Annotated in this window: 10 protein-coding genes; 3 read left to right on the top strand and 7 right to left on the bottom strand. The window is 46.8% G+C overall.

Annotation, left to right across the window (positions count from 1 at the left end):
• The first annotated feature begins 58 nt into the window (after positions 1-58).
• Positions 59-436 carry a hypothetical protein gene (locus M8Q36_RS25235; protein WP_249882982.1) on the top strand — a complete coding sequence of 126 codons (378 nt, stop codon included), beginning with the start codon at positions 59-61 and terminating at the stop codon, positions 434-436.
• A gap of 567 nt (positions 437-1,003) precedes the next feature.
• Here M8Q36_RS25235 and M8Q36_RS25240 read toward each other — a convergent pair.
• The gene (locus M8Q36_RS25240) at positions 1,004-3,211 is read right to left on the bottom strand and encodes a KAP family P-loop NTPase fold protein (RefSeq protein WP_249882983.1); all 2,208 of its coding nucleotides are present in this window, start codon (positions 3,209-3,211) and stop codon (positions 1,004-1,006) included.
• A complete protein-coding gene (gene pifC, locus M8Q36_RS25245) occupies positions 3,212-4,300 on the bottom strand; it encodes a transcriptional repressor PifC (RefSeq protein ID WP_249883013.1) in 1,089 nt (362 codons plus the stop codon). It lies immediately after the preceding gene.
• Positions 4,301-4,598: 298 nt separating this feature from the next.
• On the opposite strand from pifC, the gene M8Q36_RS25250 reads away from it, so the two are divergent.
• Positions 4,599-7,715 carry a hypothetical protein gene (locus tag M8Q36_RS25250; protein ID WP_249882984.1) on the top strand — a complete coding sequence of 1,039 codons (3,117 nt, stop codon included), beginning with the start codon at positions 4,599-4,601 and terminating at the stop codon, positions 7,713-7,715.
• Positions 7,716-8,229: 514 nt separating this feature from the next.
• Here M8Q36_RS25250 and M8Q36_RS25255 read toward each other — a convergent pair.
• Positions 8,230-9,576 (bottom strand): type II toxin-antitoxin system HipA family toxin, encoded by a 1,347-nt coding sequence (locus M8Q36_RS25255; protein ID WP_249882985.1) that lies wholly within the window; start codon positions 9,574-9,576, stop codon positions 8,230-8,232.
• A gap of 4 nt (positions 9,577-9,580) precedes the next feature.
• Positions 9,581-9,874, bottom strand: coding sequence for a helix-turn-helix domain-containing protein (locus M8Q36_RS25260; protein ID WP_249882986.1), 294 nt, complete (start codon positions 9,872-9,874; stop codon positions 9,581-9,583).
• Between the two features lie 192 nt (positions 9,875-10,066).
• Here M8Q36_RS25260 and M8Q36_RS25265 point away from each other — a divergent pair, with 192 nt between their 5' ends.
• A complete protein-coding gene (locus tag M8Q36_RS25265; RefSeq protein WP_249882987.1) occupies positions 10,067-10,225 on the top strand; it encodes a hypothetical protein in 159 nt (52 codons plus the stop codon).
• Between the two features lie 68 nt (positions 10,226-10,293).
• Here M8Q36_RS25265 and M8Q36_RS25270 read toward each other — a convergent pair whose 3' ends face one another.
• The 3 genes from M8Q36_RS25270 to M8Q36_RS25280 form a co-directional block, all read right to left on the bottom strand.
• Entirely contained in the window at positions 10,294-10,725 is a 432-nt protein-coding gene (locus M8Q36_RS25270) for a VOC family protein (protein ID WP_249882988.1), read from the bottom strand.
• A gap of 754 nt (positions 10,726-11,479) precedes the next feature.
• Positions 11,480-12,169: a hypothetical protein gene (locus tag M8Q36_RS25275; RefSeq protein WP_249882989.1), complete on the bottom strand. Its 690-nt coding sequence runs from the start codon at positions 12,167-12,169 to the stop codon at positions 11,480-11,482.
• A 15-nt stretch (positions 12,170-12,184) separates the two neighbouring features.
• Positions 12,185-12,577 (bottom strand): hypothetical protein, encoded by a 393-nt coding sequence (locus tag M8Q36_RS25280; RefSeq protein WP_249882990.1) that lies wholly within the window; start codon positions 12,575-12,577, stop codon positions 12,185-12,187.
• Positions 12,578-12,687: the final 110 nt, after the last annotated feature.

Consider the following 12,687-nt stretch of genomic DNA (forward strand, 5'->3'; position numbering starts at 1 on the left):
GGGTGTTTTATAAACAGGTATGTTAAAGTAGTAATAAGCAACTGATGAGGAGGAGTTTATGAGAGTAAGAAAAACCAGTGTGGCTAAAAGCACGGTGAAATCTCCCGCAGCCCATAATCGAGTGCTGAAAATCCTCAGCTCAGACACGGTACGCTCGGAGTATCAGGATGCTTTGAAGTTTGCAGTGTGGTTCAATACACGCAGATGTAAAAGTGGCGGAGGCATCCTTCCCGCAAATATTGTTAAAACAGTTGAAAAAGCTTCCCGGGATTATATTCTGGCTGGTCAGGCTAGGAACCAAACTCCTGATGAACTTAAACGCAAGGTATTGTTGGCGGGCCGTAAAAGCCGGAAGCAAACCGTCTGGACTCCTGATGTGGATCTGGAGGAAAAATACAGCTTGATGGCTGGCGTTCCCCGTAATGTAAAAGGCTAAAAGATGAAGTAGTTAAACCCGGCAAGGCACTGAGTAATCCTCAGTAATGGGTGTGTAAAACAAGCAAGGCATAGAGATGTGTGATCTACTGATTATTCCACTATTTCAATAAGTTCATCTCTATGCATGCTCGCTAAGTATGCCAGAAATTTTAAGGGGTGCTTTTGTACCCGTTCCATCAGTACCGACAGAATGCCCTCTTTATTCCACTACTGCTCTCATTCGTGGAGAGTCAAGACTTGACCAGTATCGGACGATAAGTACCGGATTCAGCACAAGTAAAGAACAAGATAAAACGGTTCGAACCTATCTTATGCAACACTGAACGTCACAATGATATCCCGCTGATATTCCGTCACGGCTGACACGACAACTTTCATTATGTGTCATTGGAATTCCCCTTTGTCGAAGTTAAAACTGCAGAAATGGTTCTGGCGATGCATCCTGTTGTTTAGAGGCGGGAGACACTTACTTTATCGGAAGATCAGCCATACAAAGGGCTTGCAACTGTCAGTATGATTTACCTGAAAGAACAGTACAGCCTGCCTTACCAGGCAGGCACTTTAATCAGAAATTATTGCGTTTTAATAAGCGTCTGACCTGCTCCGTGAGTTCCTGATACGATCCTTTAGCTTCAATGTGTTCCAGCCTGCTGAGCAGCACCTGTTCTTCACCCAGAAATTCCCTTAACTGAGAAAGACCGAGCGCCTGATAATATCCGGTGGCTGAGCTGATACCGTTATATCTCAGACTCAGCAAAAGATTAAGAAAGGATTCATCATTCTGCATCTCTTTCCCGATCCAGGATTTCACCGTTTCCAGGCCGCATATATCCCTCCAGGCCCAGATATAGGACTGAAGAGGGTATCCCGGCTGGATCTGACTCATGATGTCCGTCCCGTTCAGTCGGGTGGCCAGGAGTGTTCGTAATGCTTCCATCTCATCCAAGGTAAACAACCGTTCGTCTTCACTGACTGCACGGTCGCCTGCCAGTCCGTGCATCCAGAGCAGATGCCGGAAATAATCGGCTATCCAGCGCCAAGACTTACCGGTCTGCAGCATGCGGGATAACTCACTCCGCGCGCCATCATGATCATCTTCACACATTCTTTTCAGCAAGCGATCGGCGACACTGTTGATATCGATATCCCAGGTGCTGAAAAACCGGTTCCTGGCAACATAGGAGCTGATCACCTGGTCTCCGTGTTCACAGAAAAATTCCAGCAGACCGGCACACTGAGCAGACGTTCTGCCCACGATCATGGGCGAGGTCATCTGGCTGATGATGTGTTCAAACCAGGTCTGTGAAGACACACCTCTACTGGTGATTTGCTTCAGCAGTTCGTGAGCCAGTTCCGGTCGCTGTTCGGGAGTGCCGCTTTTGCGGAACAGTTCATCAAAATAAGCCGGAGACAGCACGTTCTGAGGTGAGGAAAAGGCAAAGTAATAGCGCCAGTAAGCGGTGCTGCCAAGACGCCTGCTGGCTGTCATTGTCGCCTTCTCTTCTTCAGGAATCCGGCCAAACAGGGTCAGGTTGTCCACTTTATTACCGGTGATCCCCGGTATCCAGTGTCCTAGCGACGTCGCTGATTTCGCTTGTGAAGAGCGGAAACGGGACAGGTAATCACAAAGGGTCCGAGCCAGATCGTGTCTTTCCTCTTCACTGACGGTACCGTCTCCGGATTCCACGACGGCACGTTCAGTCAGGTACTCCTCAGCCCAGTCATACAGCCCAGGATTGGTGGTGCGTATCAGCTGAAGAAAGCATAAATCAGGTAAGTAAACGTAATCCCGTAAGCCACCGTATCGGAATACGAGTCCGTTCAGCGCTAACTGTACCTCCCGGGGGGTCTGCAGGCTCGTACCGTAAAGATCCATTAGCCGATACAGATCGTTTTTAAGTGTCTCATCGGGTTCTGCATGATTAACAGATTCATATAACCGGATGGCGCCGGAAATAAACTCACGGCGCAAATCGAAGCTTTCAGGTCGCGGCAGACTGAATGACAGGGGAATAATTTTCTGCAGATATAGCTGCCCATCCCTGACTGACAGACCGTGCTGCACAGCATGTGCCAGTACGTCACGGTCGTAGCACATCACATAGCGGAAGCGTGAAAAATCAGCCACCGAACGTACCATGCGCAGTACCTCCACGGCCTGAGCCGGCTCAAGCCGATCCAGATCGTCGATGATGACGATGAAGTTAGTCCCCGTTTCCGCAATTTTTTGCTCTATCTCCTGCCGAATTTCGCTGGTTGTCCTGATTCGCAGGGAAAGATCCGTCTCCGCCAGGGCCTTCATACCTTTCGCGACCAGTCCGATTCCTGGCAGGAAGTCACCTGCTAGTTCAGTTAGCGGAGCTATTCTGCGTGAGGTCTGCTGGGCATAATTAAGCACATTCCGTACCAGAGGGGAAACCTGACCGGCTGCGGCTTTATATGAAGTATCCAGCTCGGCCAGCCGAGCGGCCACGGTCAGGAGCAGCGCAGCAACAGGGCTTTCATCCGGCGACATCAACCAGGGAGAGAAGGTTAGAACCTGTGTGTTTTCAGGCATGTGTATTTTCAGTTGTTCAATCAGCAGATTAAGGAGGCTGGTTTTCCCCGCCCCCCACTGTCCCTCGATACCAATCACGGTACTGATATTCTCATCCAGCGCACTGATGCTGTGGGCCAGTCCATCAGCTATCGCTGTAAAACCGTATCGATCGTCCCCTGCGGTTCGTACCGGGCCTTCAAAGCCGGCCCGGGAAAATGCTGTTCCGGTTGCCATTTACAAGTCTCCGTACAGGCAGCGCAGCCCGATCAGAGCCTCCGCCAGCGAGCCTTCATCACACCGCGTGGTTAGCTCCCGGACCAGCGTTTCAAAGGCCTCCCCCGGCAAAAAAATCCGTAGTCCGTCGATACCGAAAAATCCCTCTGTTGATACGTTTCCGGGGGGAGAGAACATCACGCGCCCGCCCTGGTGACCGTGCGCCAGGGCTTCCGGAAACCGGGCGTACAGCGAGAACAGGCCCAGCAGTTCGGAGAATACTTCCCAGCCGTACGGTACCACGAAGTCCTGGCCGGTGATCAGCAGGTGCAGCCGCGGTGTCTCATACCAGGCACCCGGGCGAACTCCGGGGGGCTGGCCGTCGATGCGGATCCCGAGGCGCAACGTGCCGGCCTCAATGGTTTCCGTTACGGCCGGGATCACCGGACGCAGCTCCTGAGCCAGATCTCTGGCCTTCTCCTCACTCCAGTCCAGCCCGCGTAGGATCAGCGGGAAAATGGCCTTAAGACGCGTCAGGGTGAAAATCTCTGCGAGCTCACTGTCAGGAATATCTGCGAGGGTAAAACAGTCGCTTTCCAGCGGACGCAGTAGATGCTCGGCATACATCTGGTCCACGACCGGGCGCAGCTCTGCCCGGAAGGCGTCAAATTCTTCCGTCCAGTTTTCACCGGCCAGCCTGAAAATCCCTTTAAGGTAATGGCCGTCCACCGGACGATCGTGCTCCACCTGCCAGGACAGCAGATCGCGGGTGATGTCGAGCAGCGTGCCCAGGGCCGGGAGCGTGGCCAGCCTGCTCTGCCCGCGCAGGAAGGCCTCCCTGGCATGAACCAGCACAAAGCGAAGCTCGTCGCGGGAGGGCGTTGACGTACCGAAGGTCTGACCCAGAATGATATGCCGGTACAGCTGCCGGACCGTGGCCTCCGGATCGGCGATGAGCTGAAAATACCCGTCGCCGGTGGCGGCCGTTTTCAGGCCGTCATCGAGGAAGCGTTCGGCCAGCGCATTGACCGAGGTATTTTCGCGACCGGCGCGCACTTTCAGTGCCTCGATCAGCTTTTTATGAAACCGCAGGTTAAGCTGGCTGAGCATCATCGTTCCTTTTATATTTTCTTTATCTATCATGCTAGCATAGCATTTATTTAATGCGTTATTAATTTATCAATTGAATCTTATAATTGTGATGTGACATAAGATTTTGAAAGTGATGATGAGATTGCTACACCTGCCCCGTACTCTTCTTATTTATCCCGAGATCCGAAACCCCCCATAACCGGAAACTGATGACATGACCACAGGGAGAGATGAAATGGTAGACATATTCCAAGAGATTTAAATTTGCTTAAAGCTTATTATCCAGAGAATTTCTTACAGCTAATTCAGGGAAACTATGTTTGGAAAACTCCTCAAAAGTGTCTCATGGATGTTCAGGAACGAACTTCACCGAAGTCTGAAATCCAACCGAAGCCGCAAAAAAATTAGCTGGAATATGTGGGAAAGGATACTGGTTGCCTGCTCAACGCACTACGTCTGGGCCATGCTTGTTCTCTGGGCTGTTGCAGCGGGCGCTGTCATGATAGCTGAGCGTTTCCGCCCGGTATTTTGTCCGTTTGCGGTTAAACATCTTAAAGGGATTACCACCCTTTCCGGATGGATGTCTAATTTACTGGGCAGTCAACTGACTATTATAGGTATCGTATTCCCGCTGGTCGTAGGTCTAATAAGCGTTCTGTTTCAGAAAAAATCAGCAAGGATTCATATTCAGTCAGCCTATCAGCTGCATTCCGGATATATGTTTTCTGGCCTGAGCGGCCTGTCACTTGCCGCATTTATTCTGTTAGGCGGTATGACGCTATCCTTCGGGGACAGATATATTAATGCCGCATTTGCCGTAACAGCTTTTGTATGGATGCTGTTCAATATCATTCTGTCCATATGGTTCTTTGTCACCAGTCTGAACGTGCTGGATGAGGGCAAACGCGACCGACTAATGAAGAAGTATTTTCTGTCACAGATAGTAAATGTCTATATTCATAAGTCATACATTCAGGCCTGGTTACGGCATCCCGGCGCTTACATCGGAGAGGCTTACCTAAAAAATATTAAAATACTTCCTTACTATATATCCGGAAAGGAAGATATGAACCACATAAAATGTCATATCAACAAAAATGATGTTGTACTTGATATCTATACCCGACCACTTCTGTTTCTGCTGAGGAGATTAAGAGCGGCGTCCGGACAGGATGCAAAGATTATACTTCTGCCCTCATCCGGTGATAGCCAGGGGGAATTGACAATATTATCTTCAACCGGCGTCCAGCCTCCATCGAGACTTTGGTACTGGTTATACCGTCATTGCATTGTGACTGGCCAGCCAGAGAACATTCATAACCAGGATGATATTACCCTGGATTTTTTTGGTGAGGCATACGATGCGCTTAATGATAGGAATATAGGTATTTTCAGAACTAGTGTTGAACGATTAACAGACACCTATGCTTCCATTAAACGGAGTTTCATTTATGCGGATGGTAACTATCTTGATGAAATAAAAGAATCAGGGTTCAGCCATACGTTTAGCGAGTCATTTCATTATAATCTGAGGATGTTTTTCAGGGAAACGGTTAAATCAACAGAAACTTCTGGCGAATATTTTTTTGAAGCAATGTATATTCCATTACAGGTTATAAGAAAGTCTGAAAGTACGAGCTTCACCGACTTCAAAAATTTTATGCTTTCTCTTTTTCGCGTATGGCATGTACTTAATGAATGGAAGGCCGGTCTGGGTGTCACACTTTCGGCCAGTCAGGAGCAGACACACCAGGAACTTATCCGCAGCTTTATCGGCCTGTGGGAAGGCTGGAATATGGGACTAGTTATTGGTAAGCCCGAGGGCGATGATTTTGCCGGCCGCCTGCTACTCCATCTGCATAATACCGTCCGACTGCTTATACCGCCAGTAGTTGCCGATAATGATTATGCCGCTCGATATGCTCATGATGTTCTTGGTCTATGGTATGAACAAAGCCGTTTTACACGGCACTGGGAGGAAGAGTATCGCTGGCACAGCTTCTTTCTGACCCCTGATTATCTTTACAAGAAGGAAACTTGCAAGGAGTGGAATGTTGTGCTCAGGGGAGATTCATATAAAAAAGATGCTGCATTATCCATCATTTTTAAAAATGCGTTAACTGATATGCGCCTGTTGATATCGGGCTATCTTATTGCACATTTTGAACCTCGGGAAAATATAAACTTATCTGAGCTGATTAATCACCTTATTACGTCAGAATTATATGAAGATAGAGACACCTTTGATACGTTAACCTCCCCACTAAAAGCTGCCGCCGATATCATTGATATTATATTGAGAATTGAACACGTTAACACTCATACAGATAATAACTGGTATCACGGCTTGACAGAAACGATTGAAGTCATGAACTCTTTCAATGAGCGCCCTTATATTTCAGGGCGTATCTATTCAGAAGTCAGGGCGGATTTAGGAAGTCTCTACGGGGCATTTGCCTTGCTGGCTATAAAACTCGCCAGTTCCTCAGAACAGGTTACGCAGCAGGTTAATGAAGCCCTGGCAGGAGGATTGTTTTCCTATTCCAGCAAAGTCAGAATAATTTCCGTATTGGAAAAACTGAGGCGGGATCCTTCAGTTCCATATCAAGGTTATATCATTTCAGAGGCAGATTATGCAACGAACGTGGTTTTCTTTAATGATCTTCTGGATAAATATATTGATGTTTTCAACCGGAGCAAGAAAGCTGATATTATTGCTGCCGAAGTAGACTTGGAGAGACTCAGAAATACCGATATCCGTCTTACAAACGAACTTCCTAATGCATTGTCTGAAGATTCTTTACTTACACATTTCAGGTTTACTGATAATTCAGAGTGTAATCGTGACATGCAGATGAGATGTATCAGTGCCAGTGTTTCCAAAGAGTATGTTGCCAGAGAACTTAATGATAATTTCTACGGGGATTACCCCTCTGTATCAGAGGTGAAAGATAATATACTCCACAGAATGCATTATTTACTGGGACAATCAGAAGCTGAATTAATCATGGAGGTTAAAAGCTTCGAAGCGATGCTAAAAGAAGTCGCGAAACGGTCAGCAGATCAGAAGAATTATATTCTCGTGATATATGGTTCTCGCTACAGTAAAGAACTGAGGGAACTGGTATATCAGCGGGAAACACATGACTCGTTTGACATACATGTTGATGTCTCATCCAGAGGTAGCCTTTCTCTGCCCTTCAGGATCAATAATTGTTTGATTTACCAGGTGCGTAACTCCAGACAGGAGTATTCACTCATGGTCAGCAATGAATGCTTTGGTGAGCTTAGACTGTTCAAGTATCCGGACGGTACTCTCTTCAACACATTCTACCGCATCAGCGAAGATCCGCTTGAGGGCCTGAGGAAAACGCTCTGGGAAATGGACATGCAGATAAAAGGTTCACTTGTGGCCCGATTTAAATATATCTGAGTATAAGTGACCTGCCCCCGTTGATTACCACACCGCAATGTTCGTAATGGCTTCGTTTGACCCTGATCCCGGGCATGATCCAGCCGTAATGCCGTAAGCAGGAATAACCGGCTTCAGGCTGGCTGCATATTCTTGCAACCGGCAGACTGCTCAGCAAATTCAGATGGCGTCATCCAGTCAAGTACAGAATGGGGACGTCTCTGGTTCTAGTGGCAAGAACTGAAGTACACCCGAATCGAAGGATCATACTGAATATGTACGGCACCACTGGAAATGTATTCTGGCCATAAAAGCAGGAAAGCCTGGGAGCAGCTGTGATATTCAGCGCAAGCACCACCCAACCCTGAAAAGCACTGCTGCTCCGGGCCAGAGACCTGGTACTGCATTTACGTACAAAAGAATGTCGTAACTAAGATAATGTTGCAGTGAAATTTGTTGCTGAAAGCACAGCATCCAAATGCCCTGATAACCGCTCAATCGCGCCGGCACGCTCTGCATCTCAGCTGATGATGGCTTAAGGCAGTGAATTGTTGGTTGCTGTCGACGCCAGCCGCGCGCACTGCTGCCGCATGCCAGCAAAAATACATTCAGCCAGTTCTGATGGAAACGACTCAGGAAGCAATGCTGACACACCTTCAATGACCTCTGGTGTTCTGGAAATAATTTCTTCCATCATGGACTCAACCTGTCGTCTCCCCAGCCCGGTTAATTCCCCATGATGGATCCAGTGTCTGCGTTGGATCTTACTGAGGTGATAATAATTACTGCTACCGCGAACTGCCATTGCCAGTTTGCATTTCTGCCAGGGGATCTGATGATTGCCATGACCAATTACAGGCCATGCTGATAAAACATCATAAAGCGGCGTAAGGTGATAACGACTTTGTGGTTGTATAGTGATACTGAAATTTTTGGCATGCCCGTCAGTGGCCGCTATCAGCCAGAAAATGATTTGCGCCCTGAAGAACTGCGTTTTGTCCTGGTCAGCCCGATCTGAATGACTCAGGATGTCCATAATATCAGAGATTCCCGGCCCACCATCTGACTGGTATTTCCGCAGCGGGGAAACTCCCATTGCCTGACACATATCTTCCTGTGGCAAGCGAAGGATCCACTGACGATCGCCTGACCATCTTCTGTCAAAACGCTCAACTACCAGTGCCTTCTGCTCTTCAAACTGCGCTATCTGCGTTTTAGCTACAGGGATCCCGTACTGTTCCAGAATTAAAGAACATAACCATTCATTTTCAACGGACGTACTCATATCCGCGCGCATGTTACCCACCAGCCCAAGCGGCAGCTTGAAGATATGTGTCGTGGGCGTGTTACCTTCTGGTAAGCACCATTTTCCCTGATGCCACAATAAGGCCGTTTTCTCCTGCGCTCCGGCAATGGATAAACGCAAATCCTCAGTATCACCCTGACGGCCAGGTAATAATGCCACTGTGGTATTTCGCAATATCGTGGCGATGCCGGCTTCAGACAGCGGCCGGTAATTGACGGAGAATAAACTGGTGGGTTCCTCGCCAACGTTCAGTAACTGTATTGCACCCACACAGTCTCTTCCCAGCTCAGCAAGCAGATCAAAAGGTTCAAGGCTTTCAGCCTGGTAACGCATTGCTAAACGCCTGCGAATACCTTCACTGTCCGGTAATAAATTATCAAAATAGTTGCGGACAATATCACCGCGCCAGTGCTGATTACCGGGAGTAAAGGGCAAGGAGAGCGATAAAGGTCTCCCCTGTTCATCAGCAACCCACTCCGGAAGGTATTGCAGCGAATCTTCACCTCTGACTTTTTCCCAGAACCCCACCCGGATGCCGTTCATCCATATCGCTAAACGCTGCTGTTTTCGAGACATATCGTCACCATTTTTCCCGTCTGGCAGGTAAAACGTCCTTATTATCTGACACCGCCGATTCTGTCGCTGTTGAAGGGGATCCGGAGGAAAGCGTCATTTCAACACCCAGAATGGTAAATACCCTGAATAACCGCTCAATACTGGCGCTGCCGGGATTCGCTTCCAGGCGAGCATAAGTTTGCTGCGTGACACCTAACCGTTCAGAAACGTCTTTTTGCGTCAGCCCGTTAGCTTTACGGAAACCAACCAGTAATGGTCGTAGCTGATTCAGGGTTTTCAATGGGTAAACCGTGTTCATTATGCGTTACCATTGTTATCAATGCGGGTACAGACTACAGGCTGTTTTTTCACAATACACCCTGTAAGCTGTAAACACAACAATACAACTTATAAGCTGTTAGTGCAATAAAACGCCCTATAAGCTGTAACTGAGGCTATATCGTCAGTTTGAATCGACACGGGTTCAACAGACACCTCAGGGTCATTTAAGATGGCTGAAAGAGAGGTTCCCGGAGCGGTAAGCGTTATCCCGAAGAGTTTAACCAACAGGCCCCAGCGGCAGTTCAGCCCGGAAGCACCGCAGGAAGCAACGGATGAATGTTGGGTAACGGGCATACCTTACATCCGCACCCACGAAGGCTGGCTGTAATGTTAGTTTGAACGTGCCGCAATTACTGAAAATGTTTCTCGTGAGCATATCCGTAATTAAACGCTGGGCTAACGGGAAATCCGTATTGCTTCAAGCCCGACACGTTGCCCGAATGAAAGCTCTAAGGTATTTCCATCAGGGTCTGCAAAAAAAACATAATAGCCGACCGGATCACCCAGGTGTTCCGGTGCTTTCCTTAATACACCGTCAGCTATTGCCATAACGGTTTTACGATCAATTTCTTCGCGAGTTGCGCAGGCAACGCCAAGGTGACCAAAATTACCCAGCGGTGTATCAGTGATGGTATCCGCCTGTACCAGCACCAGCGCAAATGGGCGTGTATGATCGCTTAACCACGCAACCTTGCGGGCTTCCGGGACGCCAGGTTCGCGCATATGTATAACCTCCATGCCGGCATAGCGGCGATAGAAAGCAATACTTTTGTCCAAATCCCTGACCATAAATGCAACATGTGTAAACCCCACATCAATATCTTTCATACTCAGAATAACTCCCAGTTATCTCGTGGAAGGCATCATAAAAGCTCAAGTTAACTTTGGGTCAAGAGGCGGATTAAGCTCCACAGATAACTAATATTTGTAGTGTCGCCGTACGTCAGATTCTGCGCTCTGCATGTCCGGTCTCTGCAACGTAAAATATCGGTATTCACGCATTCGCATGCCCTGAGTCACCACTCTCGTGGTGCACATGAATAACGTTGACGTTGCGGCAGGAAAAACGAGTTAATTTCAGGCCGGTTTTCAGGAAACTCTATGATGCGTGACAACCTCCCTTCCCGGACACTCTCCAGTTCGCTCCTCCCTCAAAATCCAGATCGCAGGACAGGCAGATGGCGCGGTTGTTTCCATTTTAAAAAATGGCAATGGTTCTTATAATTTTCTCCTGGCCAGTCGGCTTTAAATGCGCCTACGCGCGTATAAACAGCACTTACTTATTTTGACTGCAAATAATTATAGTGTTATTTCCTTCGCTTGTTGCATCGCCTGAATCTAAAAAAAAGAGGTATTTTGAACCAATCAGATATAATGGTACCGCATTAGAATTACCACACGAAATTATAACAAGTATGATTACAAACCAGGTCTGTTCAGATATCGATGCAGATAATATGTGTATTTAAATCTTATATCACCCTGCCTTATTTTTCTGGTGGCATCGCCTAAGTGTTATATACCTGTCGATGCTCACCGTAGAAGACAGGCAGAGCGGTATAAATAGCTCTAATACATTATATTAAAGCTCTTCCATTTTCCTTAATTTCATGTAATCAACAACTCTTCCATCTTTTTCATAGATAGTATGCAAAACAAACCCGTAGGGCTTACAGTATAAATAATCGTTTCTGTCTTTACGCTGACTATTCTTATTATCCTCTTCTTCTATTCGCGTATGTAAAAGGCAGTTTTTCCCTTCGCGGACGGTCAACTTAAACATATCAGAAATTTTGATATTTCTGTTAAAAGTCGGTAACGGAGCCACAATAGTACCTACGGACTTATCCTCATAAAGTTTATCCAGTTCAACTGTTCTTGGGATGGAATATCCATACTTATACTGCTCATTCTCGTTATAACCCGCTACTATAATCACATCCTTTTCCACGGTGAATGCTCGCCGAGAACTGGAGCGCTGTACCATTTTTTTTGATTCACTAAACTCTTTCATTCCAGCGGGTGTTAATAATTCATAGAAATCGTCTGTGATTAGGCCATTATTATATTCAATAATACTTACGGTATCTTCAATAAGTTCTTTGTTTAGAACAATATATCCATAGACTGCTCTGACCTGGCCGTTGAATGCCTGAGGAGTAATATATTCGCTTAAATCGACACTTTCCCCTCTACAAAAGGAACTTGTAAAAGAGACTACCAGAAACAATATATATTTCATACTTTTCATATTTGCAAAATAAAAACTCATGAAAACATCCTTATTTTAGTGTGCTTTTTTTGTTTTGCTGCAAAGGGCCTCAAAAACAGCCTCATTTTGAACTGGATATAAAACCCGCCCCATAGAAACAAGTTCACCCTTTTTATCAACTTCGATACTTTGCACAAAGTAACTGTAAGCGGTCATTTTTCCATCACCATTTTTTGCAGCAAATTCGCCACATACCGCACCGGTTAATCCATCAATATCTGTACGATGACCGCCGAAGCTTACATTTCGTGTTTGTAAACTTTCGGGCATTTTTACATCCTTTTTCAGGTTCTGTTCGGTGTAAAAAATCGCCTTATCCATCATTTCGTCGTTAGTTAACGTTTTTTTATGGAAGAAAGTTATTGACACTATTACAACGATAATTCCTATCCCAATGAGTAATTTCATAGCATTCCATCGTCCCGTTCAAAATAAAGGCAAAGTCGGGTTATCGGCAGTGAGACAGATTTTTTTAGAGAAAATACTGTTGTTCATAATCCAGGCATAAACTGGAATGT

Source organism: Kosakonia sp. R1.Fl, assembly GCF_023516815.1.
Lineage (GTDB): Bacteria > Pseudomonadota > Gammaproteobacteria > Enterobacterales > Enterobacteriaceae > Kosakonia.

Excerpts from the sequence above, each read along its gene's own strand:
- M8Q36_RS25275 (WP_249882989.1), bottom strand. The coding sequence starts at position 12,169 with ATGAGTTTTTATTTTGCAAATATGAAAAGTATGAAATATATATTGTTT.
- M8Q36_RS25265 (WP_249882987.1), top strand. The coding sequence starts at position 10,067 with ATGGCTGAAAGAGAGGTTCCCGGAGCGGTAAGCGTTATCCCGAAGAGT.
- M8Q36_RS25255 (WP_249882985.1), bottom strand. The coding sequence starts at position 9,576 with ATGTCTCGAAAACAGCAGCGTTTAGCGATATGGATGAACGGCATCCGG.
- M8Q36_RS25280 (WP_249882990.1), bottom strand. The coding sequence starts at position 12,577 with ATGAAATTACTCATTGGGATAGGAATTATCGTTGTAATAGTGTCAATA.
- pifC (WP_249883013.1), bottom strand. The coding sequence starts at position 4,300 with ATGCTCAGCCAGCTTAACCTGCGGTTTCATAAAAAGCTGATCGAGGCA.
- M8Q36_RS25240 (WP_249882983.1), bottom strand. The coding sequence starts at position 3,211 with ATGGCAACCGGAACAGCATTTTCCCGGGCCGGCTTTGAAGGCCCGGTA.
- M8Q36_RS25235 (WP_249882982.1), top strand. The coding sequence starts at position 59 with ATGAGAGTAAGAAAAACCAGTGTGGCTAAAAGCACGGTGAAATCTCCC.
- M8Q36_RS25270 (WP_249882988.1), bottom strand. The coding sequence starts at position 10,725 with ATGAAAGATATTGATGTGGGGTTTACACATGTTGCATTTATGGTCAGG.
- M8Q36_RS25250 (WP_249882984.1), top strand. The coding sequence starts at position 4,599 with ATGTTTGGAAAACTCCTCAAAAGTGTCTCATGGATGTTCAGGAACGAA.
- M8Q36_RS25260 (WP_249882986.1), bottom strand. The coding sequence starts at position 9,874 with ATGAACACGGTTTACCCATTGAAAACCCTGAATCAGCTACGACCATTA.